This is a genomic window from Leclercia sp. J807, assembly GCF_009734465.1.
Classification (GTDB): domain Bacteria; phylum Pseudomonadota; class Gammaproteobacteria; order Enterobacterales; family Enterobacteriaceae; genus Enterobacter.
Genome location: NZ_CP046446.1, coordinates 2,466,505 through 2,492,710, shown reverse-complemented (window position 1 = coordinate 2,492,710; position 26,206 = coordinate 2,466,505). Strand labels below are relative to the sequence as shown.

The window sequence follows — 26,206 nt, the reverse complement described above, 5'->3', positions numbered from 1 at the left end:
TTAGTTATATGTTATGTCCGCTTATGGCACAGGGCTGCTGTTGCAGCCCTGACAACCTTAGACTTCAATCGATTCAGATATCTCTAACGCATCATCGACTTCGATGCCCAGATAACGGACTGTGCTTTCCAGTTTCTTATGGCCCAACAGAATTTGTATCACCCGGAGATTCTTGGTTTTCTTGTATATCAAGTAAGGTTTTGTTCTTCTCATGGAATGTGTGCTGTAAAGCGAAGCTTCGAGACCAAGCTTTTCTACCCACCCATGAAAAATTCGGCTGTATTGTCGGGTTGATATGTGCCGGTTAGTTCCGATCCGAGACCGAAACAAGAAGTCTTTACTGTGCAAATTGCCAAGCTTTATCAATGCAGCAACAGCTTCTCTTGTCCCTTTGGTTATCTCAAATTGCACAGGGCTACCGGTTTTCTGTTGCAGCACCGTAGCTCTGCTTGAAACCGAGCTACCATATGCAACATCAGATACTTTGAGGCTCACCAGATCGCAGCCTCGTAGCTTACTGTCTAAGGCCATATTGAACAGAGCTAAATCACGCGTTTTACCTTCCAGTTCAAGCCGGATTCGGATCCCCCAGATATGAGATATCTGAAGTGGTCTTTTTTGGCCTATGATACGGTCTTTATTCCACGGTGACGTGTTCATACTCAAATCTCCTGCAATGTGGGAGATTTGAGTATGGTTGTCCTTTATGAGCGAGGAGCGGACTTAAACTCATTCGGCTTCAGGCTATTACGCTAGTATATGTGGCGGAAGACTTTTTGGCATACGACTACAACGTCTCAGTTAACTCTTTAATGGATAACATTTTGTCCAGTTGTAATTGACCTTCACTAATATCAATTCTCCGGAAACATTGCCGAAATTAAGAGCCTGACGTTCAATAAAAAATTGACGTAGGGTTACGGGTAAAAAAGCAGCGCTGTAGCGCAGAAGTGTGCTGTGCCAGAATGGTGCTGGTAAAGGGCTGCCGGTATGTCGCATTAGCAACTCTTTTTTCCAGTGTGAGTCCAGAACCTTTTCGCAAAACGACTGGCGCAGATCTATCGCAGCACGCTCAGGGATCCCAGCAAGCAATAACTGGCTGGGCAACGCAACTAACCGGAGATCTTTAATAACAATTTTTTTCGCATGAAATTCTGTCCAGATATTTGTCAATTGCTCCATTTTCTCTGGCAATTGTTCGTTTACGTTATACAGTGGTAGTGTCAGGGGTAAGAAAGTGAAATGAAAACCCTGTGTTGGCAGCGTATCGGCAAGCGGATCATCCTTTGTGAGCCTTTTCATTTCCTCAATAAGATGTGAGACAAAACCGGACACAGGAGGCTTAATGCCTGCTGCAAGAGCAAGTTTAAGCGGATCGTAGTAGTTTTCTTCTCTGGCCTTCCCAATACCTGCATTTTTCAGCCACATTGCGAGGGTGTTCTCATTTGCAGCAAGATACATCTTTTGCAGGTTTACTGAGTTCATGACATACCTTCTGACAGAAGTGTGCGACCAGATGATTGATTATATTTCTTTCAGGCATCTCAGACTATGCGTTTAATTGTCCAGTTTAATCTGAACTGAAGATATGAGATGCATGGCTGATAAGAAATATCTATACGGGGCGGAAGTTAATCTGCTCACCGTCCACTCCTGGCACGAAGCGGACCCTTACTGAGTTAAGATTTAGTCAAGATACGTATCGTCTGCTTTAGCCTTCAAGGGCTAAATAAATCCATGGGTAACTACTATGCGCAATATTACTTTCAGCTATAACCCGAACATAATCTGTAATAAGCAGGAGAGAGGATGAATAAGGACGCATAATATAAAGCGCGTAGAAAAGCGCTAATTAATCTCCTTAAGTTAAATTGACGCCGGTTAACAGATCCCCAGGCGCAACGTTGTGTAAGTGGTTGTTAAGATTAATCTTAGAATGAGCGGCAATAAGAACTAATCATTAGAGATGCTAAATGTTTTGGCGTAAATTCATTCGCAAAAATTATGTTACAAATCATGCGAATTTATTCACAACCAAGGACGTTTAGCTTATGGGGATCTTAAAACCTGGTTTATTACTGACCGCTTTTGTACTGACTGCATGTGGCGGCGGAGGCGGAGGCGGTGGTGGCGGCGGTGACAGTACGCCCCCGGTAACCACTGCGCCTGTGGAAACGGATAACGGCAACACGGGCACCACACCGGAAACGCCTGCCACCACACCGGAAACCCCTGCCTCGGCACCGGTCAGCCTGACCACCGGCGGTACCCTTTCTGGTTGGACCTACACCACCCCTGAGGGCCGTGAATATGTGATGCGCGGCACCGGGATCTCTGCGGGCCTGGTGCAAACCCAGCGGCTCACCCGTGACGACCATACCCCGGTCTCCTCAACCTCATGGTGCTGTGGCCGGATGAGTTACACCACGTTCGGTACCTGGACACAGTATGAAAAAGGTCAGCATGAGGTCTTCTACACCGGGGATGCCACGCTCGCGGCTAACGTGCCAACCCAGGGCACTGCGACCTATGTGGGTCACGGTATGCGTGAAAATATCCTGAGCGATGCCAGCTTTAACATTGATTTCGCAGCGAAAACCATCAACGGCACCATTGCCGGAAATGATACCTTTGGTAGCGAAATTGCGATGCAGGGCAACATTGCCAACGGTGGTTTCACCGGCAATGCGCAATCCGGCGGGCAGGCAGGAACATTCACCGGACATTTCAATGGTCCCACTGCTGAAGAGTTAGGCGGTCTGGCGCAGTTTGCAGACACGACTAAAAACGCATCCTTTGGCGCGACACGTCAATAAATCGTTTTCCGGTCAGCCAGGCTGACCGGACCTTCAGATGGTAAGCCTTTCTATGAATATTTTGCGTACTGGCGCACTGAGTTTGCTGTGCCCGCTCAGCGTTGCGTTTGCTGCGCCGCCGGAAACCGACTCAATTCCTGCTGCTCCCCACTTTGAACGACTGACCACGCCGGAAAAGCGCACCGGGCCTGGCGATAAGACGCTGCATGTTACCAATGCGCAACTGGCGGAACAGCCAGAGCTGGCGATGGCGCTGCTCGATCAGGCCATTCGTGAAGAAAAGTGGCCGATGGTGCGTGCCATTTTACCTGTCTATGCGGCGTCACCCAATCCGGATCCAACCCTGATTCTTTTTGCAAAAGCCGGTCTGGCACGCAGTCAGGGGCATTATGCAGAGGCGATCGAACACTATCGCGCTATTCTGAGTCAACATCCTGACTATGCTGCGGTGCGTCTGGATTTAGCGCGTGCCATGTTTGAAAATCGGCAGTTTGACGCGGCTGATTATCAATTTCGACGTGTATTACAAAGCAATCCGCCTGAGAATGTTCAGCAGGTCATTGCGCAATATCTTGAGCGCATTCAGAAAGGCAGCGCATTAACGGGTTCATTCAGCGTGAGCTATCTGAATGACAGCAATGTGAATAATGCGTCATCGGGTAAAACCATTCGGGTTGGCGATCGTCTGTTTATTCGTAATAAAGATAGTTTCCCTCAGCGCGGGGAAGGTTTCTGGTTCAATGGCGCATTACAAAAAGATGTTCAACTCTACGATCAGCATGGCTTGCGATTTCTGGGTACGGTAAACGGAAAGAGTTACTGGAATAACCATGATTTTGATGATATTACCACCCGTGCTTATGCTGGCTATCAATGGCGTAATTTCCGGCAACAATTCGCGCTGTTACCTTTTTATGAAAAAAGATGGTATGGCACCGAGGCCTATTCTTCTGGGCCTGGCGTCCGCGCCGAATACAGTTATTTACTTACGCCCACCTGGCAGGTGAGTCAGGCGCTGGAATATCAGAAACTGGATTATGATAATGAAGATTATCGATTCCTGCGCGGGCAAAATCGTTACTCTTCCACAACCCTTTCCCATGCCTTCAGTAACCGGGTGTCAGGATTTGCCGGCTTCGATCTGCTCGATCAGCAGACCTTCACTCGCAGTGAATCTAACCATCGGGTAGGTTTGCGCAGCGGGGTACAGGTGGATATGCCCTGGCAGCTCTCTTTTGCCGCCACCACGGCCATTGCCAGACGCAATTACCAGGCTGACAGTGATATCTTCTCGACGCGACGGAAAGATAACGAACAGATCTATAATCTCTCGCTCTGGCATCGCGACCTCTATTTCTTTGGGGTGATGCCGAAACTGAATTTCACTTATAAGCAGGTCGATAGCAATATTGATTTTTATGATTATCGACAGAGGAATGTCACGCTTTCTCTGGATAAGAATTTTTAACAGACGTTTGCCAGGCCATTTTGCTGAGTATGCAGAGTAAGTCTGATACGAAAGGATGAAATTAACATGAAAAGCACGCTTCGGCGTGTTTTTTATTTTATAGGTTGGTAAAAATTCACCGTGGATGCTAACTTTTTTGAGCGGCATTCAGGTGTTTTTTTTAAACAATTAGCCTTTGATTGCATAATGATAAATACGAAGAAAGTATGAGATTTTAAATTTGTCGGTACTTTTTTATTTATTTTTTAGCTATCGCATTTTCGTCATCTTTTAGCCACGAATAAATGCAAAGCTCACGTTAAAACAGAGATAAAGGGATAGCTATGCTCAGAGTTTCCTGCCCCTCTTGCGTTATTAATCCCTTGCGTTCGGGACGATATTTATTAATGGTGAGCATGTTATTCCCGACATGGGTATACGCCGGGATGTCGACCTACGACGAACTTATAATTCAGGCACGGGATGGCGACCGCCAGCCTTTATTGCAATACCTTGCCGTTCGGGAAAAGCAGACACAATTAACGGCAGGGGAGATTGCTGACTGGCTTCAGGTTTCCTCATGGGCCAATAATGACGCTGAGACGCTGGCGGTATGGGATCGTTATCGCCAACGTATGGCTATCCCTGCCAGAGGGCAGGTCGCTGCCGCCCGCGCGCTGCGTAACCAAAAGCAGTGGAATGCCTCGCTGGCCGTCTGGGAAAGCGTTCTGCAAGATGAGCCCGGCAATAGCGACGCCCGCACCGGCTGGATAATGACGCTCGCAGATGCCCATCGCAACGAGCAGGCCGTCACCGAAGCCCGGCGCTGGGCAGACGAGGAGCCGGGGCCAGAGAGAGAGGCCCTGCTGGCTTATGTTTATCATGCTCAGGGGAAAAACTGGGATTCAGTACTGGCGGCCAGCCACCTCGATACCGATTCAGACCGCAACAAAAACGTGGTGCCCACGCTGTTGGCTGCGATGTCGGCCAGCCGCATTGCTGGCCCTGCGCTGACCCTTTCAGAACGCTTTCCGCAGCCTGATGCCATTACACGTCAACTTGAACTGGATGCGGCGGCGCAAACCGTCCGCGCTGCGTTCACGCCCACCCGCAATGAAGAAGAACGATTTCTGGTTGCAGATAAAGCACTGGCTCGCTATGACGCGCTGATTGCCGAGTGGAAAAAAGATCCCGAGGCGCAAGCTGATGTGCGACGCGCCAGAATTGATCGGCTGGGCGCGCTGGTTGTTCGTAAACATATGGATAAAGCGATCGCCGAATTTGAATCGCTTGAGGCGAGCGGAACGCCCGTGCCTGACTACGCCAGAAGATGGGTCGCATCGGCCTATCTTGCGCAGAAGCAGCCGGACAAAGCCGAGTCGCTGCTTGAAAGCATCTATTTTCCGCGTGGCTCGACCCTGGCATCCACGCCGCTGACCATGGACGATCAACAGGAACTGCTCTATGCCCGTCTCGATAACAACCATTTCGACGAAGCGAAGCAGCAACTGGATGACTACAGCAAAGAGAGCCCTTACCTGCGAAAGATCTATGGTTCTCCTACGCCGCAGCCCAATGACAACTGGCTGCTGGCCAGAACCTTACAAACCGAATATCTGGTGGCCGTGAATGATTTGCCCGCAGCCGAGAAGCATGCGGAGCGGTTGGCGCGCACAGGATCGGGTAACCAGGCACTGCGTATTGCCTATGCCTCAGTGCTGCTGGCGAGAGGATTACCGCGTGCCGCAGAGCGCGAACTTAAGCTTGCCGAAGTCATTGAACCCAGCAACCTGACCCTGGAAAGGCAACAGGCATGGACGGCTATGGAGCTACAGGAGTGGCAGCAGGCCGAGGAACTCACAAAGGATGTGGTCACCCGCAGCCCGGATGATGCCGCCACGTTGCAGCTCGAACGACTGATGGCGGTGCATAACAAAGCGGAACTGCGGATAGCCGGATCTCAGGGCATCTCATCCGACAACCCGGTCAGTGGCAAAGATGATTTTACCCTCAACACTGCGCTTTATAGCCCACCTGTTAACCAGAACTGGCGACTGTTTACCGGCTACAACTTTGCCCGCGGCGAGTTTGAGGAGGGGAAGGGAATAAGCCGGGACCTGCTGGCGGGTGTGGAATGGACGTCAAGGAATAGCTGGGCCGAAATGGAGATCTCCGGGCGCAACGATAACACCGATCAGAAAATCGGCGGACGCCTCTCCGGTTGGTACGAGTTAAGCGACAACTGGCGGGTCGGCGGCTCGGCGGAGCGGTTATCCCGTAACACGCCGCTGCGTGCCCTGCGCAATGGGGTAAACGCCAACGGTGGCGATCTGTGGGTACGCTGGTATCAGAACGAACGACGCGAATATCAACTTTCGCTTTCCGGTGCCCATTTCACCGACGGCAACGATCGACTGGAGTACGGCATCAGCGGTAAAGAACGCCTCTGGACCTCGCCACGTTTTACGCTGGATTTTATCCCTGGCATCGGCGGCAGCCACAACAGCAAAGAAGATGTGCCTTATTACAACCCCAAACGCGATGTTTCGGCGGTGGCAGGGCTGCGCGCCGAACAGGTGCTGTATCGCCATTACGACACGGTCTGGAAGCAGCAGTTTGAAGCGGGAGCAGGTGGTTACTGGCAAAAAGGGCACAGCGCTGGGGTCATCAATCAGTTTGGTTACGGGCAACGTATTCAATGGAATAACGTAGTGGATGCCGGGGTGAAACTGACCTGGGATAAGCGTCCTTACGACGGGAAGCGGGAGCGCAATATTGCCCTCGCATTTGATCTGAATGTCAGGTTTTAAGGGCGCATCATGATGAAACGATGGCTTCTCGCCGCGAGGGTAATCGTCGGGTGGATGATGATGAGCATGTGTGCACTGGCCGCGGCACCACGTTATCTTCCTCCCGCCGAACGGCCGGCGCTCTATGCGGACCAGCCCTGGCCCAAAAACAGCTTTCTTGTGCTGGCCTGGCACGACGTGGAGGATGGCGCCGCCGATCAGCGCTATCTCTCCGTGCGCACCAGCGCCCTGAACGACCAGTTTGCCTGGCTGCATGATAACGGTTACCAGCCGATTAGCGTGCAGCAGGTGCTGGATGCCCATGCCGGAAAAAGTACCTTGCCGGAAAAGGCGGTGATGCTGACCTTTGATGATGGATACAGTAGCTTCTCGACGCGCGTTCTGCCGCTGCTTCGGTTATTCAAATGGCCTGCTTTGTGGGCGCCTGTCGGCAGTTGGGTGGATGCACCGGAACATTCGCTGGTGGATTTTGGCGGACTAAAGACGCCGCGGGAAAAATTTGCCACCTGGAAGATGGTACGCGAGGCCAGCGAGTCGGGGCTCGTGGAAGTGGGTGCGCACACCTGGGCATCCCATTACGGTCATCAGGCCAACCCGCAAGGCAGTCAGGAGCCCGCAGCCGCTAACCGTTTCTACGATAAAACCAGCGGGCAGTACGAAACGGATGCGCAGTTTGAAAAGCGTATAAATGCCGACCTGGCGCGCATTTCAGGCAAAATCAAAGAGGTCACCGGGAAAGCACCGCGAGCCTGGGTCTGGCCCTACGGTGCGGCGAGCGGGACAACGCTGAAGCTCACGCATCAGCAGGGCTACCAGATGGCTTTCACCCTGAACCAGGGGCTGGCGAATGCCGCCAGGCTGGAAGATATTCCCCGGGTGCTGATTTCCAATAACCCTTCGCTGCGTAGCTTCGCCAGCCAGATAGCTCAGGTCAGAGAACCTGAAAACATGCGGGTTATGCATATCGATCTCGACTATGTCTACGACAAAGATCAGGCTCAACAGCGTAAAAATATCGATCTGCTCATCCAGCGTGTTTTCGATATGAAGATCACCCATGTCTTTTTACAGGCCTATGCCGATCCGAAAGGGGACGGCAACGTCAATGCGCTCTATTTCCGCAGTCGCTGGCTACCGATGCGGGCGGATCTGTTTAACTTCGTTTCCTGGCAGTTGCAGACCCGTGCCGGGGTGAAGGTTTACGCCTGGATGCCGGTACTGGCGTTTGGGTTAGACCCCTCGGTGCCTCGCGTGGCGGCGTGGTCGCCAGACAACGGACGGATTGCGCCAGATAACCGCCATTATTTGCGCTTATCACCCTGGAATGCGGTTGCCCGGCAGAGAATCAACGACATCTACGAGGATCTCGCGCGCCATGCCAACTTCAGCGGCATCCTGTTCCATGATGACGCTTTTTTGACCGACTTTGAGGATGCCTCTCCGGATGCACTCAAAGCCTATCGTGCAGCAGGTTTCCCGGACAACCTCGCGGAGATCCGCGCCAACCCGCAACTGCTGGCGCGCTGGACTCGCTTTAAAAGTCGCGCCCTGATTGATTTTACCCGACAGCTCACGCAAACCGTGCGTGCCGTGCGCGGCCCGCAGATCAAAACCGCCCGTAACATTTACGCCATGCCGGTACTGGATCCGCAGAGCGAAACCTGGTTTGCGCAGAATCTGAATGATTTTCTCAGCACCTACGACTGGACAGCGCCGATGGCGATGCCGCTGATGGAAAATGTCCCGGTCAACGAGGCCAATGCCTGGCTGGACAGACTCGTCGGGCAGGTCGCCCGTTACCCTGGCGCGCTGGATAAAACGGTCTTTGAACTTCAGGCCCGGGACTGGCGTAAGGGGGCAGGGCAGGACGCTATTAGCGGTGAAATGCTTAACGGGTGGATGCGGCAGCTCAAGATGAGCGGTGCCGGAAACTATGGCTACTACCCGGACGATTTCATTAACGATCAACCCCGGATGGCAGAGATCCGTTCTGCTTTTTCCTCCTACTGGTATCCGCAAAAATGACCGATCGCCTCATCGCCTTCCTGATCCTTTGCCTGATGTTCAGTTTTCCGCTCGGCGTGGCGGTGATTTTTACCGGTGAAGTGATCCTTAATTTCGTCTTTTTCTGGCCGCTGTTTATGTCGGCTCTCTGGATAAGCGGTGGGCTTTATTTCTGGCTTCACCGCGAGCGCCACTGGCCATGGGGGCCGGGCACACCGCCACCAGCACTCGCAGGCAATCCGCTGATTTCCATTCTTGTGCCCTGCTTTAACGAAGGGCTGAATGCACGTGAGACTATCAAAGCGGCGCTGGCGCAACGTTATGAAAATATAGAAGTGATTGCTATCAATGACGGTTCTATAGACAGCACCGCGGCCGTGCTGGACCAGTTAGCGAGTGAATATCCGCGGCTGCGGGTGATTCATCTGGCGGAAAATCAGGGCAAAGCGGTAGCTCTGCAGGCAGGTGCCGCGGCGGCGCGAAGTGATTTTCTGGTGTGTATTGATGGTGATGCGCTGCTGGATAAAGATGCAGCGGTGTATATGGTCGCACCGCTGCTCAATCACCCTCGCGTGGGGGCCGTGACAGGTAATCCGCGTATCCGTACCCGTTCAACGCTGATTGGGCGAGTCCAGGTGGGGGAATTTTCATCTATCATCGGCCTCATCAAGCGTACCCAGCGCGTCTATGGTCAGGTCTTTACCGTTTCCGGTGTCATTGCCGCTTTTCGCCGTCGCGCCCTGGCTGAGGTGGGGTACTGGAGTCCGGATATGATCACGGAAGATATTGATATCAGTTGGAAGTTACAACTGCGCCACTGGTCCATTTTCTTCGAACCTCGTGCGCTGTGTTGGATTTTGATGCCCGAGACGCTGAAAGGGCTCTGGAAGCAGCGTCTGCGCTGGGCGCAGGGGGGCGCGGAGGTGTTTATTGACAATATGCGTCGCTTGTGGAGCTGGGAATACCGGCGCATGTGGCCTCTGTTTATTGAGTTTTGTATGTCAACCGCATGGGCCTTTGCCTATGTCGTCAGCATTCTGCTGTTTCTGCTCGGGCAGCTTATTCCGATGCCCGATTCTTTATATGTTCAGCACCTTTTCCCACCGGCTTTTACCGGCCTGATGCTGGGCGTGGTCTGTCTGTTGCAGTTCGCGGCCAGTCTGTTTATTGAAAGACGCTACGAGAAAGGTATTGCGGCGTCACTGTTCTGGATTATCTGGTTTCCGGTGGTGTACTGGATGTTGAGCCTGTTCACTACGCTTGTGGCTTTCCCGAAAGTCATGCTGCGCCGCAAACGCAGCAGAGCTCGTTGGGTGAGTCCCGATCGCGGTATTGGGAGATTAAAACCATGATCCAACCTTTAATTTTTACTGAACAACGGCTGTTTCCACGCATGCTGGATTGCCTGTTAACGATCGTTGCCTGGCTGGGGTTTAGCTGGCTGATTTACAGAGGTCTGATAACCGCGATTGAACATGATCCTTTTATAGGAACCAGGCCGTTCTACATCACGCTCAGTACGTTGAGTCTCTACCTGCTGGTGGCCTGTCTTATAGGTCTGGCGCTGATCACCTGGGCAAAATACAACCAGCTACGCTTTCGTGTTGAACGCCGTAAGCGTCGGCCTGGACTTGAACGCCATGAAGTGGCGGCAAGTTTCAATATCACCCCCGAACTGGCGCTAATGATGAATCAGGCCCAGGTTTTTACTCTCGCCCATTATGATACGGGGGCAATTGACCGCGTGTGGATGGCGAAAATCCTCGCTGACGTGCGGAGCGAGTAACGAAAAACCTGCCGGTCATTCTGGATGTTTACTGGCAGGTTTTTATGGATTGCCTGCGGCTCGCTGACGAAGTTAAGTTGTATTAGCGCAAAAAAGGCCAGCCCGGAAATGCCAGGTGGCTTAAGATTGAAAAGGGTGTATTGCGGGATATACTTTATTTTTGCAAGTTGCGGTCAGGCTGACCCTTGCCGAAACGCTCGGGCTGGCATTACTTTACAAATTGCCGCTTGCCCGCTGGCGGCTCGCTCACTATCCTCATTGCCCATGACTATCCTGACCGGTCCGACTCAACATAAAAACAGGCAACTGAGAGCCATCGTGCTGCTTTTCGTTGCCTGCGTTGTCATGCTGATCTGTCTGACCCAGCGGGCCGCTATCCTGCACCACATGCAGGTCAAAGCCGCCACGCTCTCGTTGAGTGCTGACCATAGCCCGCAGGAACTTTCCTCCCCAGGGTTGTCACCCTGCGAATTGAGCGCCCACTCGCTGCTCTCCGCCCAACCTCTTTATTTTGATAACCTTCTGCTGTTACCCGGTCTGCTGGTGCTCGTTTTAGCGGTGCTGATCAAAATCAGCGTCCTGCCGAGGCCGGTGATCCTGTTCCGTCCTCCGCTCCTTCGAATACATCTTAAAAACTGCGTTTTCCGTGAATGACTGACATGGCTGTACCTGTTTAGTCAATTTTTCACGGAGAAAACTATGAAAACGCTTTTCAGGAGCCTGTGGTTCCTGTTGTTCAGCTTGTCCGCGGCCTCCGCTGCGGTACCGGGCTGGCCGATGACGCCTGACAAAGCCCATGCTCAGGTGCATGTCTGGCACGATGCGCCAGCAGAGGGCAAAGTTCGCCTGCTACTGGATGTTACCCCTGATGAAGGGTGGAAAACCTACTGGCGAACCCCCGGCGACGGCGGCTTTCGGCCGGTAATAGAGTGGGCGTCACAGGCCACTACCCAGTGGCACTGGCCGCGTCCCGTGCGCTTTACTTCCGCTGGCTTTAGCTCGGTCGGCTACGACCGTCGGGTGGTGTTTCCGCTGGAAATCACCACCGATGAGGTGCAGCGTTTGCGCGGGAAACTGACGCTTTCGCTGTGCAGTAACCTCTGCGTGGTTAACACATTCCCGCTGGATATCAATCTTGCCGCCGGTCCGTCGGCGGACTTTGCCAGCGCCTGGGATGAGGCGATGCGGGCGGTTCCTGCGACACACGGCGCGATAGCGGTTAAATCCGTCGCCACGGATCGCGACACCCTGACGGTGAAACTGACCTCGCCGCAAGGCTGGTCCCGGCCCGAGCTCTTCACCGATAACCCGACGGAGGCGACGCTTGCCCCGCTTCAGACAGCGGTTCAGGGTGACACCCTGACCGCACGGTTTAGCGTCAGCAACAGCCAGGGAGAGCCGCTGGCGGCCGACGGTTTGCAGCAGATCGCGCTGCTGGTCAGCGACGGCGCGCAGAGCCAGCAGCTTACCGTTGAGCTCAGCCCCGGTCCCTCCACCACGCTCTGGCAGATCCTGGCCGTGGCGCTGATGGGTGGCTTGATCCTCAACCTGATGCCCTGCGTGCTGCCGGTACTCGGAATCAAGCTCGCGTCGCTGATGTCCCTGGCAGAGAGCACGCGACGCCAGACAAGGCTGCGTTTTCTGGCGACGGCGGGCGGGATCATCTTCTCGTTTCTGGTGCTGGCGGCGGTCGTTACCGGCCTGCGGCTGTCCGGGGCCTGGATTGGCTGGGGCTTTCAGTTCCAGAATCCGTGGTTTATTGGCGCGATGGTGCTGGTGACGTGGATCTTTTGTTTCAGCCTTGCGGGCCTGCTGGAAATCCGCCTGCCTTCCTCGCTCACCACCCGGCTGGCTACCGCCGGCGGGAACGGCATCGGCGGGAGTTTCCTGGAAGGCGCGTTTGCAACCCTGCTCGCCACGCCCTGTACGGCACCTTTCCTCGGTACTGCCGTGACCTTCGCGTTAGCGGCGCCTGTCCATCAACTGTGGCTGGTCTTTTTGGTGCTGGGTATCGGGATGAGCCTTCCCTGGCTGGCGATCGCCATGGCCCCCGGCGTGGCGCGCTGGCTGCCGAAGCCCGGCCCCTGGATGGGCAAACTGCGTCTGGTGCTGGTGCTTCTGATGCTGGGCTCCTGCATCTGGCTGATGTCGCTGCTGGTCAAAGAGTGGGGCGCGCGATATGTGTTGATTGGCGGCGGCCTGATGGTGGCGTTGTTCCTCTACCGCTGCGCAAAGGCCATGCCGCATCACAGAGAGAATCTGCGCAGTCTGGCGTTTGGCGTGTTGTTTGGCGCCGGGCTGTATGCGTTCCTGGCGCCGCAACCTCAGGGGAAGGAGGATTCTCCCCTCAACTGGCAGCCGCTGAGTGAGGCCGCGCTCAGCGAGGCGCTGGCTGCCAGAAAGCGCGTGCTGGTGGATATCACCGCTGACTGGTGTCTGAACTGCCGGGTTAATGAGGTTATGGTGCTTCATCGCCCTGAGGTGGTGGCGGCTTTAAACCGCGACGACGTGGTCCTGCTGCAGGGTAACTGGAGCCAGCCCTCGGCGGAAATCGAGCAGTTCCTGCGCCGCTACGGCGCCAGCGGTATCCCGTTTAACGCCATTTTTGGTCCTTCACGTCCGCAGGGGCATGTTCTGCCCTCCCTGCTGAGCAAAGAGGCTTTACTGACCGCACTGGCGAAGGCCGGGGCGGCTACACCATCTGATTTTACTGAGGAAAAATAATGAAGAAGATCCTGTCCCTGTTGATTCTGACCTTCAGCGCCGCCACGCAGGCGCAGCCCGCCGATTTACCCGAACCTGTTAAGCAAATCCAGAAGCAGGGCATCGAAATCATCAAGCCGTTCAGCGCCCCCGGCGGCGTAGAAGGCTGGCTGGGCAAATATCAGGACATGGGCGTCACGCTCTATCTCACGCCGGATAAAAAACACGTTGTTTCAGGCTATATGTATGATGCTCAGGGCAATAACCTGAGCGAGAAGATCATTAACGAGGAGATCTATATTCCCGCCGGGCGCGAAATGTGGAAACAGCTCACCGCCGCGCCGGGGATCAAAGAGGGCAGCGCGGACGCGAAATGTCAGGTGGTGGTGTTCGCCGATCCCTTCTGCCCCTACTGCAATAAGTTCTGGCATCAGGCGCAGCCCTTTATCAAGGATAAAAGCATCAGCACCACAACCCTGCTGGTGGGCGTGATCCGCCCGGACAGCGCGCAGTATGCGGCGGCCATCCTCTCCGCGAAGGATCCGGCTAAAGTGTGGTATGACATGGAGAGCAGCGACGGCAAAACCAAACCGGCGCTGACGAGTAATACGCCGCCTGCGGTGTTTAAGCAGATAGAGCATAACCAGCAGCTGATGACGCAGCTGGGGGCCAGCGGTACGCCTGCCATTTATTACCTGAATAAAGATCGCACCCTGCAGCAGATCGTCGGCTTGCCGGATGCTAAGCAGATGGCCGATCTGGTGGCCTGTAAATAAGCCACTCCGGCGATTAACCTGAACCATAGTCTCAACCGTTGTGCCGGTAAGCACCTTGATTTGTTCGAAAAATCATTGATACTGTATATATATACAGTTAAACGGATTTGAGACTATGCTATTCACCTTCCCGCGCATTGCTGCGTTCGTTAAAGTGCGCAAATAATCATGTTTGCGCTTGTCGATGTGAACAGTTTCTATGCTTCGTGCGAGACGGTGTTTCGCCCGGATCTGAAAGGGCGCCCGGTGGTGGTGCTGTCGAATAACGATGGCTGCGTGATTGCCCGTAGCGCCGAGGCGAAAGGGCTGGTGACGATGGGGGCGCCTTATTTCAAACAGAAAGAGATCTTCCGCCGCCACGGGATTGTCGCCTTCAGCAGTAACTATGAGCTGTATGCTGACATGAGCCATCGGGTGATGACCACCCTGGAAGAGCTCACGCCGCGGGTCGAGATCTACTCGATTGATGAGGCGTTTTGCGATCTTACCGGGATCAGCAACTGCTACAATCTGGACGCCTTTGGCCGCGAAATCCGCCGAACGGTACTGCAACATACACACCTCACCGTCGGGGTAGGGATTGCGCCCACCAAAACCCTCGCCAAGCTGGCGAACTTTGCGGCAAAAAAATGGCAGCGGCAGACCGGCGGCGTGGTCGATTTATCCGGCGTTGAGCGTCAGCGCAAGCTGATGGCGGCGCTGCCCGTCGAAGAGGTATGGGGCGTCGGGCGACGGTTGAGTAAAAAGCTCAATGCGATGGGCATTCATACCGTGCTGGATCTGGCGAACACTCCCACCGACCTGATCCGCAAGCATTTCAGCGTGGTGCTGGAGCGCACCGTTCGCGAGCTGCGCGGCGAGTCCTGTCTGGGTTTTGAGGAGTATGTTGCCCATAAGCAGGAGATTATCTGCTCCCGCTCGTTCGGCGAGCGGATCTCAGACTATGAGGCGATGCGCCAGGCCATCTGTAGCTATGCTGCCCGCGCCGCCGAGAAGCTGCGGGCCGAGCACCAGTACTGCCGGTTTATTTCGGCTTTCGTGAAGACCTCGCCGTTTGCGCTGAACGAGCCTTACTACGGCAATAGCGCCTCCGTCAAACTGCTGACGCCAACCGAAGACAGCCGGGACATCATTAACGCGGCGACGCGCTGTCTGGATCTCATCTGGCGAGAGGGGCTACGCTATCAAAAAGCGGGCGTCATGCTGGGGGATTTTTTCAGCTCGGGCGTCGCGCAGCTTAATTTATTTGATGAAAATCCGCCGCGCCGCAATAGCGAAAAGCTGATGGCTCTCGTCGACAAATTAAATGAGCAAGGGCGCGGAACAATCTGGTTTGCGGGGCAGGGAATAGAGCAGCAGTGGCAAATGAAAAGGGAAATGTTGTCCCCGCGATATACCACACGTTTTTCGGATTTACTGCGCGTCAAATAAATCGCTTTCACCAAAACAATGCAAAGCCTGAAAGTAAATATTTGTCGAACAGGAAAGATATATCCCTGGACGACCAATAATTGCGCTATGGTGGTGGCTCTACACACCTGCCCGGAGGGGCTATTCCTAACATAAAATTTGAGTGCCCGGTTTGCACGAGCAAGCGGTTTCGTTTTACCTCTTTTAGCCCTACGCAAACCCAACCTCATGGTGCTGTCTGTTCCGTCTGTGGAACCCGACTCACCGCACACTCATGCGTGCCAATGCCAAAAAGAAGACGCTGGCCAAAACAGGTGGTTTAGGTGTTAAAGGGGGGCTAATTCTGGCCCTCCCGATAAATGATTTTGCCGCTACGTTGACGACGCTTTTATATTAACTGCCGTTTCGTTATTTCTGAAAAATAGCGGGCTTTATTTTTACGGCTCGCTTATTTTATTGATTAATTCTGGCCCCTGATTTTTTACGTTTCCCACCGCCCGGGTGACAGGATGCCAGTGGAAATCATCTGCGGGAACGGCACCGGTCTGCGCTATCTCTTCAGCTTCTTTGCTGCTTACCGTCTCGCGAAGCCATTCACGTGCCGCTTCTGGCGTTAAAACCAGCGGACGCCGGTCGTGAATATCCACCAGCCCTTTATCCGCTGCCGCGGTCACAATCAGGAATCCTTCCGCTTCATCCCCGCGTTCAAACGGCGTACTGCCGATCGCGGCCATAAAGATGGGCTGTCCATCGGCACGGGAGATAAAGTAGGGCTGTTTTTTCTCTCCCTCTTTTTTCCACTCGAACCAGCCGTCGGCAAAGACAATCGCCCGGCCATGGTTCCATAGCGGTTTAAACATCCGGCTGGTGGCGGCGGTCTCCTGCCGGGCATTGATCAGCGGGGCTTTATCCCACCAGCCAGGGGCGTAACCCCAGAATACCGGGTCGAGATGCAACAGATCGTCGCGCTCGCTGAGCAGCAGCACTTTGGTGCCGGGCGCAACGTTATAGCGCCCGATGGGTTCCGGGTCGTAGGGGATGTCGCAGTCTGCTTCATCCGCCAGAAAGGCAAGATACTCTTCCCGGGTCTGGGCCTGGGCGAAACGTCCGCACATAGTTACCTCCGGTGGTTTTTCTTAAGTATAGAGGGTGAATTTCCCGGAACTGTAACCTCAGCGGCGGACGGTTGTGCTAAAAGCGATTAACGCGTCACCACCACATCGGTAAAGGTGAAGCGTTTTGGTTGCCCGTCGGCGTGATAGCCGATGCGCAGCATGCTGGCCGGTAACCGAAAAACGAGTAGATGGAATAACACCAGAATCAGGCGTATTGATGGGAATATCTACCGGGATGATGCTGCGTCAAGCATCGGGCATCTCCGGCGGGTTTAAGACCCCTCCGGATGACAAAATCCATCGACTAACTGCTTCAGAAGACAAATAAGCCCGGCCAAAACCAGCAGAAAGGCCAGCGCGGTGAATAAAACAATCGTCATCCTCGACTCCATGTTCTCAGTTTTGTTTGGTAAAAATCTTAGATCGCATTTTTCATTTGTCATTATCTTCCGGGTATTTTTCTTATTGCTGGCAGATGCGATACCGGTCAGAGGCGGACATATCCAGGATGAGGCCCTATAATCCTCCATGCCTGAAAACCTTCTGCTCTGAGGATCCCAGATGACGACCTTTCATCAACTTACGGCCACCAGCCTGCGCGGTCAGCCCATTTCTATGGCCGACTATGCGGGGAAGGTTGTGCTGGTGGTGAACACTGCCAGCCAGTGTGGCTTTACACCCCAGTACGCTGGTCTTGAAAAACTCTACAAGAAGTATGCCGACCAGGGGCTGGTGGTGCTGGGTTTCCCCTGCAATCAGTTCGGTAAGCAGGAGCCTGGCGGCGCGGACGACATTGCCCAGACCTGTCACGTCAATTACGGCGTCAGCTTCCCGATGTTCGGGAAAGTGGAGGTCAATGGCGCAACAGCGCATCCTCTGTTTCGTTATCTGAAAGAGGCGTTGCCCGGCGTACTGGGGGGACGAATCAAGTGGAATTTCACCAAGTTCCTCATCGGACGCGACGGCAAACCGCTCAAACGTTTTGCACCGATGACCACCCCGGAGAAAATGGAAGCCGCGATCGTCGCTGCACTTGAAAGCTAATTAATGCAGGCGAACCAGAGAGATGAGAGGGGAAAAGCCGGGCGCGCTGCGCTTGCCCGGCCTGAAGACTTATCGCGCCGCCAGTTCCCGGCGGATAATCTCTGCTCCTGCGCTTAACGCATTGAGCTTGCCGTTAGCCACCTGACGGGACAGCGGGGCCATTCCGCAGTTGGTCGACGGGTAGAGCTTGTCGGCATCCACAAACTGCAGCGCTTTGCGCAGCGTAGCGGCGACTTCCTCTGGCGTCTCGATAGTGTTGGTTGCCACATCAATGGCGCCGACCATCACCTTTTTACCGCGGATTAGCTCCAGCAGATCCATCGGCACGCGCGAGTTGTGGCACTCCAGCGAGATGATATCGATATTCGAGGTCTGCAGTTTGGGGAACGCCTCTTCGTACTGGCGCCACTCTGAACCCAGCGTTTTCTTCCAGTCGGTGTTGGCTTTGATGCCATAGCCGTAGCAGATGTGGACAGCGGTTTCGCACTTCAGCCCTTCAATGGCGCGCTCCAGGGCGGCGATCCCCCAGTCATTCACCTCATCAAAAAAGACGTTAAAGGCGGGTTCGTCGAACTGGATAATATCGACCCCGGCCGCTTCCAGCTCTTTGGCTTCCTGGTTGAGAATTTTTGCAAACTCCCAGGCCAGTTTTTCCCGGCTTTTGTAGTGGTTGTCATAGAGCGTGTCGATCATGGTCATCGGACCCGGCAGCGCCCATTTGATTGGCTGGGTGGTGAGCTGGCGTAAATATTTCGCATCATCAACGAACACTGGCTTCTGACGGGCCACGGCGCCGACCACGGTCGGCACGCTCGCATCATAGCGGTTACGGATTTTAACCACCTCGCGTTTCTCAAAATCGACGCCGCTGAGGTGCTCGATAAAGGTGGTGACAAAGTGCTGGCGCGTTTGCTCACCGTCACTGACGATGTCAATGCCAGCCCGCAGCTGATCGTCGAGGGACAAACGCAGCGCATCCTGTTTACCGGCGAGCAATTCTTCGTTCTGCAATTTCCACGGCGACCAGAGGGTCTCCGGCTGCGCCAGCCAGGAGGGTTTCGGCAGGCTGCCGGCAGTGGAGGTGGGGAGCAATGTTTTCATAACAGGTGACCTTATTGTTTTAATTGAATCAACGCGCGTACTGAGCAGACCATTGCTCAAGAAGAGTTTTGTACGGTTTGATAAAGTGTTTCTCGGTAAATTTCCCCTGCTCAATGGCCAGCTGGCTACGCTCTTCGCGGTCGTAAACAATTTTGGTCAGGGAGTGATCCTCGTTAGTCAGGCTGGGCTGGTAACAGTGCCCGGCAACGGAATTCGCGTTGTAAATCTCAGGGCGATAAATCTTCTGGAATGTCTCCATCGTACTGATGGTGCCGATAAGCTCCAGGAAGGTGTAGTCGCTCAGCAAATCGCCGGTGAAGAAAAACGCCAGCGGCGCGGCGCTGTGTGGCGGCATAAAGTAGCGCACCTGCAGGCCCATCTTTTTGAAGTACGCTTCCGTTAACGAAGAGCCCTGTTGCTGGTACTCAATGCCTAAAACAGGATGCGCATTACCGATGCGGTGATAGACATTTTTATTGGAGACGCTGAGGCAGATAACCGGCGGCTTGCTGAAATTGGCCTTATATTCATCGGAATTAACGAAGTGCTTAAAGATATTGCCGTGCAGTTCGCCAAAATTAGCCGGAATGGTGAAGGTCGTCTGCTGTTTATTATGATCCGGCAGAAGAACGCTGAAATCGTAATCCCGGACATAAGAGGAGAAGTTATTCCCGACGATCCCTTCTATGCGCTCGTTGGTTTTTTTATCAATGATGTTGGTTTTTAAGATTTCAATCGCCGGGAAGGTGGCGTGATTGTCTTCTCCCGCGATATTCATCTCTACGGAGATGATGTCCAGCTCTACGGAATAACGATCGCCGTTCGGGTTGTCCCAGTGCGCTAACGCATTGAAGCGATTGTCAATCATCACTAACGTATTGCGCAGGTTCTGCTGACGGCTTTCCCCGCGGGCGAGGTTGGCAAAGTTGGTGGTGATCCGCGTGTTTTCGGATGGGTTGTAATTTTCATCGAAACGACTGTGGGTAATCGTGAAGGTGAAAGCGTTATTCATGGTGATGTTTCCCGGCTCTGACATAAAGACTGAAATCCCCTCGCGGTTACAGACGTCAGTCTGTATGTTGCTAATACGTTAATATGGCTTAAGTTATGCCAGAGCCGGGGAGGGAGTGAAAGCGACTAAATTTCATTGCAACATGAGTCATCTTCATGATGGTGAAAAAATTTCACTCTGCACTCTCCGTATGCCGTTCCAGATCCAGCGCGCTGGCGCTGGCGGGGTCGAAAAGTGAAAGACTTTCAATTTGATCCAGCATAATGACCTTGCGAAACGCCATGGCGCTTTTGGGCTGTGAATCGAGCGTAATATCGTGGTCGGCATACCATTTGCTGTAGTTATGCTCAATGCGCAGGCTCAGCGTCTCGCCGTCGCGGTAGCCGCTCAGCATCGGGATCAGCACGATGTTGGCGGTCTTTTCATATTCTAGGGTCGCGGTATGGATCATCCCGATATAAATCCGCCGCGATTTCAGTGTCACCAGCGCCAGTTCGCCTTCTTCCATGCACTGATAAAGCAACTGCTCAATGCCGCTGGCTTGCGACAGACGCTTGTAAAGCTGCTTGCGGCCTTCGCCGTCCAGCCTGGCGCTGCCCGCCCAGTTCGAGCGATAGAGACAAAACAGGATGGCAAAAGCCAGCATCACCACCACCGGCGCCTGGATGCCCAGAAAGCTCCAGTTCATAAAATCCACTTGCCAGTTGGCGTTGTCCTGCGCGGTTAAGTGGAAGGTATTGGCGGTGTAAGAGAGCCCGAGCAGCAACAGCCAAAGCAGGCCGGTGGCGATCACGCCCTGCAAAACGAAGATACAGCCGTACAGCGCGACCAGAAAATAGACATCCCAGCCAAAGGAGCGCTTAATTTTAAACCGGGTGGAGAGGTCACGACTGGTGTACCAGTATCCGCTCACCATCAGCACCATAAAGATCGCTGTTCCCATATCAGGCCCTCTTCAGCGCGTTAACATGGCGCAGGAAGTCCTGTCGCACCTCTTTGCTTTTATAGTTGACCGAGGCGTTACCATCCTGATCGATAATGATGCGATCCCCGTCCTCCACGGCCTCAATAATCTCCTGCTGACTCATCACCTGTAGCAGCGACTCAGGGCTGGAGAAAATTGAGGTAAACAGGCGTCTCATAGCGTGGGCTCCTTATAGACAAAAAGCCTAAGCATGGTAGGGAATTGAGAATATTGCCTTAAGGTTATGCTGAAAAGCGCCAGCTTATGTTCAGCCCTTTGCCCCTTCACGCCACCGGAATCATGTTAAGCATTGAAGTGTCATTGACGTGGCCGAAGTTGTACAGCCTGGGGGCTGAACTGAGAGGTTAGTAGGGCAGTTTATGATGCGCTGGCAGCTCTGTTTTCAGGCAGGGTTCCATAATTGATGTGTGATAGTTAAGCCTTGTTAATTAATCACTTATAGAAAATGGTTTTTGTGAATTTTGAACGCCAGATAATTTTTAGTGCTTTTTAAGGCGTTGTTATTTTTGAAAATAACTTAGGCTGCTATTTAAAATCTCAAAAAGTTGTACAGTTAATGTGTACAACTATGGCGGTTTAGTATATTTTTAACATCACTTTAACCCCTAACCTAAATGTCAATCCGGAGCACCTATGCGAGGTAACAGTTCGCGCCAAAGTTCAGCTGAGGCAATCACCGCCTATTTTAATAAAGCCAGTCTGCGTAGCCAGCAGGAGACGCTGGGGCTCATTGTCGGTGAAATTCTGAATGAGGGACGTAACCTGAGCCGTCTGGCTATCTGTACCAGGCTATTACGACGGGTAGAAGAGACGGAAGATGAAGCAGAAATTGCCCACTATAATGAGCTTATCGCACTGTTTTTTGAACGATAGAGAGTGTTAGCGCTTCTGTGGCTTAAAGCAGTCGATATAGGAATTTGCGCAAAGAGGGTAAAGCACCTTACGCAAAATAGTATATTGATAGTGCGATGAGAGGTAGCCCGGCTACGTTCAGTCGCGTGAGAACAGTTATGCATAGAACGAAATCTGAAAAACTGAGGGACGATCTTATTGGCGAAGCTGTGTTGTTAATTTTAAAAGACAACGGTCCTATAAATTTTAAGACGCTGGCCGTTAAACTGAAAATTATGGCCAGCATAGAGCGTGATGTTGAAAGACGAAGTGCGCTGTCGGCGGCAGCATTAGAGGTTGAGCAAAAGGTTAAATCCAGTAGCGGCGTACAGACAGAAGTCAGAAGTCATTGTTATGTCAACAGAATGCACCATTTTATGGTGACTGATACTCAGCATAAATACGATAAAAAACATTAACCTTTGAGTGGATAATATGGAACCTACTATTTCTCAGCACACACCGCATTTCAATGCCCTTCAGGATCAGGCACTGGCATCCTACTTCCGTTCAGCCGGAGGTGCCTTGTCCGTTGAGTCAGCCATATTAGGTTCAGCGATAAGATGTATTATTCTCAGTGGTGATAACCTCACCAATAAGCAAATTATTCTTCAGTTAATTTACGCGCTTGAACAAACATCGGATGAAGAGGCTGCCGATGTCATACGCAATACGCTCGAAATTGTTGTGGGTTTCACGCAGGATGATATTTAAGCATCCCTTACGCCTGCGAAACCCGCGTAATAAAGGTCGTGTAAAATAGCCGACGCAAACTGCCCTTAACCAGGGCAGGAACATATCCTGAAGTATCATCACACCTGTCCCAGCCTGATTTCCCTATCCCACCGCGACACCTCTCTGAATATTCACGTTTACAGCGCTCTGTAAAATAAAATAGTATACCCCCCTACAGTATCCAGGAGCCTCTCCCATGCCACATTCACCTGAAGACAAAAAACGTGTCCTGACGCGCGTGCGCCGCATTCGCGGACAGGTCGATGCCCTGGAGCGGGCGCTTGAGTCCGGCGAGCCTTGCCTTGCTATCCTGCAGCAAATCGCCGCGGTGCGCGGCGCCGCAAACGGGTTGATGGGCGAGATGGTCGAAATTCACCTCAAAGATGAGCTGGTGACGGGCGATACCACCGCCGATCAGCGGGCTGTGAGAATGGCGGAAGTCGGCCATTTGCTGCGCTCTTATCTAAAATAAACACCTGACATCACTAAAAGGAAAGCAAGATGAAATCACGTGCTGCTGTTGCATTTGGCCCTGGCCAGCCGTTGAAAATCGTTGAAATTGATGTGGCGCCACCCAAGAAGGGTGAAGTGCTGGTCAAAATCACCCACACCGGCGTGTGCCACACCGACGCGTTTACCCTGTCGGGTGACGATCCGGAAGGCGTTTTCCCGGCGGTGCTCGGCCATGAGGGCGGCGGCGTGGTGGTGGAAGTCGGCGAGGGTGTCACCAGCCTGCAACCGGGCGATCACGTCATCCCGCTGTACACCGCAGAGTGTCGCGAGTGTAAGTTCTGTAAATCCGGCAAAACCAACCTCTGCCAGGCGGTGCGCGCCACCCAGGGTAAAGGACTGATGCCGGACGGCACCACCCGTTTCTCGTACAACGGAGAGCCGATCTATCACTACATGGGCACCAGCACCTTCAGCGAATACACCGTTTGTGCCGAAATCTCGCTGGCAAAAGTGAACCCGCAGGCGCCGCTGGATAAGGTCTGTCTGCTGGGCTGCGGCGTCACCACCGGTATTGGTGCTGTACACAATACCGCCAAAGTGAAAGAGGGCGATACCGTGGCGGTATTCGGTCTGGGCGGCATCGGTCTGGCGGTGATCCAGGGCGCGGTACAGGCGAAAGCTGGACGCATTCTGGCGGTGGACACCAACCCGGAAAAATTCAAACTGGCCGGTGAGATGGGCGCGACCGACTTCATCAACCCGAACGACTACGACAAGCCGGTGCAGGACGTCATTGTTGAACTCACCGACGGCGGCGTCGACTTCAGCTTTGAGTGCATTGGTAACGTCAACGTCATGCGCGCGGCGCTGGAGTGCTGCCATAAGGGCTGGGGCGAAAGCGTGATCATCGGCGTGGCCGGTGCTGGTCAGGAGATCAAAACCCGTCCGTTCCAGCTGGTGACTGGCCGCGTATGGCGTGGCTCCGCGTTTGGCGGCGTGAAAGGGCGTACCCAGCTGCCGGGTATGGTAGAGGACGCGATGGCGGGCAAAATTCAGCTCGATCCGTTCATTACCCACCGCCTGCCGCTGGATCAGATCAACGAGGCATTCGACCTCATGCATGAAGGGAAATCCATCCGCACCGTTATCCATTTTGGCGATAACTGATAAACCTTCTCTCTCCCGCTGCGCCTTTATGGGCAGCGGGACGACATCTCTTTAAAAATCATTGCGAAAGTGTGACCAGTGTTGCGATTTTAGCCGTAATCAAATTCTCTGTCGTGCCGATGACTATTTTACAGGCGTGTTTCCACGCATCTTACCTATGAGAGAGTCAACGGCTATGGACACAACAACAACAGTTCGGGCGCAACATAAGCTGGGCTTCCTGCATCACATCAGGCTGCTTCCGCTATTCTCCTCGATTTTGGGTGGTATTATTTTGCTGTTTGCCCTGAGCGCCGGGCTGGCAGGTTATTTTTTATTGCAGGCCGATAAGGATCTGCGAGATGTGACCGCTGAAATTCAGGTACGTACCGGGTTATCAAACAGTTCAAACCATCTGCGCACGGCGCGTATCAACATGATCCATGCGGGCGCTGCCAGCCGTATCGCCGAAATGGATGAGATGAAAAAGAACATCGCGGAAGCGGAACAGCGGCTCAAACAGTCGCAGGATGGTTTTGCCGCCTACATGAGCCGTGGCGTTCGTACCCCGGCGGACGAAGCGCTGGATGGCGATCTGAAGACGAGCTACCAGGCCTACATTGATGGCATGCAGCCGATGCTGAAATATGCCAAAAACGGCATGTTTGAAGCCATCATCAACCACGAAAACGAGACGGCGCGTCCGCTGGATGATGCCTATAACGCGGTGCTGCTGAAGGCGATCAAGATCCGTACCGACCGCGCCAATATGCTGACCGAACAGGCGCATACCCGCACCCAGCTGGGGCTGATGTTTATGGTCGGCGCCTTTGGTCTGGCCCTGGTGCTGACGGTGATCACCTTTATCGTTCTGCGTCGCACGGTGATTAACCCGCTGCAGCGCGCGGCGAACCGTATTGCCCATATCGCCAAAGGCGACCTGACGCTGGCGGAAGATCTGACCGGGCGCAGTGAAATTGGCCGCCTGACCCACGACCTGCAAACCATGCAGCGTTCGCTGGTGAATACCGTGGGCACCGTGCGTCAGGGCGCGGAAGAGATCTATCGCGGCACCAGCGAAATCTCCGCCGGTAACACCGATCTCTCATCCCGTACCGAACAGCAGGCCGCCGCTATCGAGCAGACCGCAGCCAGCATGGAACAGCTGACCGCCACCGTGAAGCAGAACGCCGATAACGCGCACCACGCCAGTAAACTGGCGGAAGATGCCTCCGGTAAAGCGAGCCGCGGCGGCCAGATGGTCTCCGGGGTGGTGAAAACCATGGGCAACATCTCCAGCAGCTCGAAGAAAATCTCTGAAATCACCGCGGTGATCAACAGCATCGCCTTCCAGACCAACATCCTGGCGCTGAACGCCGCGGTGGAAGCCGCCCGTGCCGGTGAGCAGGGGCGCGGGTTTGCGGTGGTCGCCAGCGAAGTCCGTACGCTGGCCAGCCGCAGCGCCAACGCCGCGAAAGAGATTGAAGGGCTGATCAGCGAGTCGGTTTCGCTCATCGATCAGGGCTCCGGGGAAGTGGTTGCCGCAGGCAACACCATGAGCGAAATCGTGGAAGCGGTTAAACGCGTCACCGATATTATGCTGGAGATTGCCGCCGCCTCCGACGAGCAGAGCCGGGGCATTGTGCAGGTCAGCCAGGCGATCTCGGAGATGGATAAAGTGACCCAGCAGAACGCCTCGCTGGTGGAAGAAGCCTCTGCCGCCGCGGCCTCGCTGGAAGATCAGGCTGCCCGTCTGACTGAAGCGGTAGGCGCTTTCCGCCTGCAGGGTATGGGCCAGGCCCGCAGCAGCAGTAAAGCGGCGCCTGTCGCGCCAGCCGCACCGCTGCGTCCGGCGGTTGCCGATGGTGATAACTGGGAAACCTTCTGATCCCCAGCCGCATCCTGCCGGGTGGCGCTGCGCTTACCCGGCCTACAAAACCGTAGGCCCGTGCAAGCGAAGCGCCGCCGGGCA

Annotated in this window: 24 protein-coding genes; 17 read left to right on the top strand and 7 right to left on the bottom strand. The window is 53.9% G+C overall.

All coding sequences use genetic code 11. The annotated features are described in order from the left end of the window. Positions 1 to 57: 57 nt before the first annotated feature. Positions 58 to 660: a site-specific integrase gene (locus tag GNG26_RS11975; RefSeq protein WP_045344561.1), complete on the bottom strand. Its 603-nt coding sequence runs from the start codon at positions 658 to 660 to the stop codon at positions 58 to 60. A gap of 141 nt (positions 661 to 801) precedes the next feature. Further along, positions 802 to 1,485, bottom strand: a complete 684-nt coding sequence (locus tag GNG26_RS11970) for a hypothetical protein (protein ID WP_156238918.1) — start codon at positions 1,483 to 1,485, stop codon at positions 802 to 804. Between the two features lie 566 nt (positions 1,486 to 2,051). Here GNG26_RS11970 and GNG26_RS11965 point away from each other — a divergent pair. The 10 genes from GNG26_RS11965 (at position 2,052) to GNG26_RS11920 (ending at position 15,773) form a co-directional block, all read left to right on the top strand. Then, positions 2,052 to 2,816 (top strand): Slam-dependent surface lipoprotein, encoded by a 765-nt coding sequence (locus GNG26_RS11965; RefSeq protein ID WP_156238916.1) that lies wholly within the window; start codon positions 2,052 to 2,054, stop codon positions 2,814 to 2,816. 52 nt (positions 2,817 to 2,868) lie between these two features. Further along, positions 2,869 to 4,284 carry a porin family protein gene (locus GNG26_RS11960; RefSeq protein WP_197080090.1) on the top strand — a complete coding sequence of 472 codons (1,416 nt, stop codon included), beginning with the start codon at positions 2,869 to 2,871 and terminating at the stop codon, positions 4,282 to 4,284. Between the two features lie 386 nt (positions 4,285 to 4,670). Then, positions 4,671 to 7,073, top strand: coding sequence for a poly-beta-1,6 N-acetyl-D-glucosamine export porin PgaA (gene pgaA, locus GNG26_RS11955; RefSeq protein ID WP_231604104.1), 2,403 nt, complete (start codon positions 4,671 to 4,673; stop codon positions 7,071 to 7,073). Positions 7,074 to 7,082: 9 nt separating this feature from the next. Further along, positions 7,083 to 9,098: a poly-beta-1,6-N-acetyl-D-glucosamine N-deacetylase PgaB gene (gene pgaB / locus GNG26_RS11950; protein ID WP_156238910.1), complete on the top strand. Its 2,016-nt coding sequence runs from the start codon at positions 7,083 to 7,085 to the stop codon at positions 9,096 to 9,098. Then, positions 9,095 to 10,429, top strand: a complete 1,335-nt coding sequence (gene pgaC, locus GNG26_RS11945) for a poly-beta-1,6-N-acetyl-D-glucosamine synthase (RefSeq protein ID WP_156238908.1) — start codon at positions 9,095 to 9,097, stop codon at positions 10,427 to 10,429. Before pgaB ends, pgaC begins: the two co-directional genes overlap by 4 nt. Then, entirely contained in the window at positions 10,426 to 10,863 is a 438-nt protein-coding gene (gene pgaD, locus GNG26_RS11940) for a poly-beta-1,6-N-acetyl-D-glucosamine biosynthesis protein PgaD (protein ID WP_156238906.1), read from the top strand. Before pgaC ends, pgaD begins: the two co-directional genes overlap by 4 nt. A gap of 24 nt (positions 10,864 to 10,887) precedes the next feature. Next, entirely contained in the window at positions 10,888 to 11,517 is a 630-nt protein-coding gene (locus tag GNG26_RS22695; protein WP_231604102.1) for a hypothetical protein, read from the top strand. 45 nt (positions 11,518 to 11,562) lie between these two features. Beyond that, complete coding sequence (locus tag GNG26_RS11930) at positions 11,563 to 13,587, top strand: protein-disulfide reductase DsbD (RefSeq protein WP_156238904.1); 2,025 nt, start codon at positions 11,563 to 11,565, stop codon at positions 13,585 to 13,587. After that, positions 13,587 to 14,342, top strand: a complete 756-nt coding sequence (dsbG, locus tag GNG26_RS11925) for a thiol:disulfide interchange protein DsbG (protein ID WP_114314838.1) — start codon at positions 13,587 to 13,589, stop codon at positions 14,340 to 14,342. Before GNG26_RS11930 ends, dsbG begins: the two co-directional genes overlap by 1 nt. A 168-nt stretch (positions 14,343 to 14,510) precedes the next feature. Then, complete coding sequence (locus tag GNG26_RS11920; protein ID WP_156238902.1) at positions 14,511 to 15,773, top strand: Y-family DNA polymerase; 1,263 nt, start codon at positions 14,511 to 14,513, stop codon at positions 15,771 to 15,773. Positions 15,774 to 16,189: 416 nt separating this feature from the next. Here GNG26_RS11920 and GNG26_RS11915 read toward each other — a convergent pair whose 3' ends face one another. Next, positions 16,190 to 16,867 (bottom strand): SOS response-associated peptidase, encoded by a 678-nt coding sequence (locus tag GNG26_RS11915; protein ID WP_156238900.1) that lies wholly within the window; start codon positions 16,865 to 16,867, stop codon positions 16,190 to 16,192. Positions 16,868 to 17,428: 561 nt separating this feature from the next. Between GNG26_RS11915 and GNG26_RS11910 the strand changes: the two genes are divergently transcribed. Beyond that, entirely contained in the window at positions 17,429 to 17,911 is a 483-nt protein-coding gene (locus GNG26_RS11910) for a glutathione peroxidase (RefSeq protein ID WP_103179752.1), read from the top strand. Between the two features lie 69 nt (positions 17,912 to 17,980). Here the strand turns inward: GNG26_RS11910 and GNG26_RS11905 are convergent, their stop codons facing one another. From GNG26_RS11905 to GNG26_RS11890, 4 genes are all read right to left on the bottom strand, one after another. Further along, the gene (locus tag GNG26_RS11905; protein ID WP_103822095.1) at positions 17,981 to 19,012 is read right to left on the bottom strand and encodes a methionine synthase; all 1,032 of its coding nucleotides are present in this window, start codon (positions 19,010 to 19,012) and stop codon (positions 17,981 to 17,983) included. 28 nt (positions 19,013 to 19,040) lie between these two features. Continuing rightward, positions 19,041 to 20,024 carry a DUF1852 domain-containing protein gene (locus tag GNG26_RS11900; protein ID WP_103181086.1) on the bottom strand — a complete coding sequence of 328 codons (984 nt, stop codon included), beginning with the start codon at positions 20,022 to 20,024 and terminating at the stop codon, positions 19,041 to 19,043. 172 nt (positions 20,025 to 20,196) lie between these two features. Beyond that, entirely contained in the window at positions 20,197 to 20,967 is a 771-nt protein-coding gene (locus GNG26_RS11895; protein ID WP_114314841.1) for a hypothetical protein, read from the bottom strand. Position 20,968: 1 nt separating this feature from the next. Further along, a complete protein-coding gene (locus GNG26_RS11890; RefSeq protein ID WP_103179749.1) occupies positions 20,969 to 21,166 on the bottom strand; it encodes a hypothetical protein in 198 nt (65 codons plus the stop codon). Positions 21,167 to 21,642: 476 nt separating this feature from the next. On the opposite strand from GNG26_RS11890, the gene ycgZ reads away from it, so the two are divergent. From ycgZ to GNG26_RS11860, 6 genes are all read left to right on the top strand, one after another. After that, entirely contained in the window at positions 21,643 to 21,882 is a 240-nt protein-coding gene (ycgZ, locus tag GNG26_RS11885; protein WP_103179748.1) for a regulatory protein YcgZ, read from the top strand. Between the two features lie 137 nt (positions 21,883 to 22,019). Beyond that, on the top strand, positions 22,020 to 22,319 hold the full coding sequence (locus tag GNG26_RS11880) for a hypothetical protein (RefSeq protein ID WP_114314842.1): 300 nt from the start codon (positions 22,020 to 22,022) through the stop codon (positions 22,317 to 22,319). Between the two features lie 16 nt (positions 22,320 to 22,335). Then, positions 22,336 to 22,614, top strand: coding sequence for a biofilm development regulator YmgB/AriR family protein (locus GNG26_RS11875; protein WP_156238899.1), 279 nt, complete (start codon positions 22,336 to 22,338; stop codon positions 22,612 to 22,614). A gap of 217 nt (positions 22,615 to 22,831) precedes the next feature. Next, on the top strand, positions 22,832 to 23,107 hold the full coding sequence (locus GNG26_RS11870) for a metal/formaldehyde-sensitive transcriptional repressor (protein ID WP_103179747.1): 276 nt from the start codon (positions 22,832 to 22,834) through the stop codon (positions 23,105 to 23,107). Between the two features lie 29 nt (positions 23,108 to 23,136). Then, positions 23,137 to 24,255, top strand: a complete 1,119-nt coding sequence (locus GNG26_RS11865) for an S-(hydroxymethyl)glutathione dehydrogenase/class III alcohol dehydrogenase (RefSeq protein WP_103179746.1) — start codon at positions 23,137 to 23,139, stop codon at positions 24,253 to 24,255. 175 nt (positions 24,256 to 24,430) lie between these two features. Further along, a complete protein-coding gene (locus GNG26_RS11860) occupies positions 24,431 to 26,122 on the top strand; it encodes a methyl-accepting chemotaxis protein (RefSeq protein ID WP_103822089.1) in 1,692 nt (563 codons plus the stop codon). Positions 26,123 to 26,206: the final 84 nt, after the last annotated feature.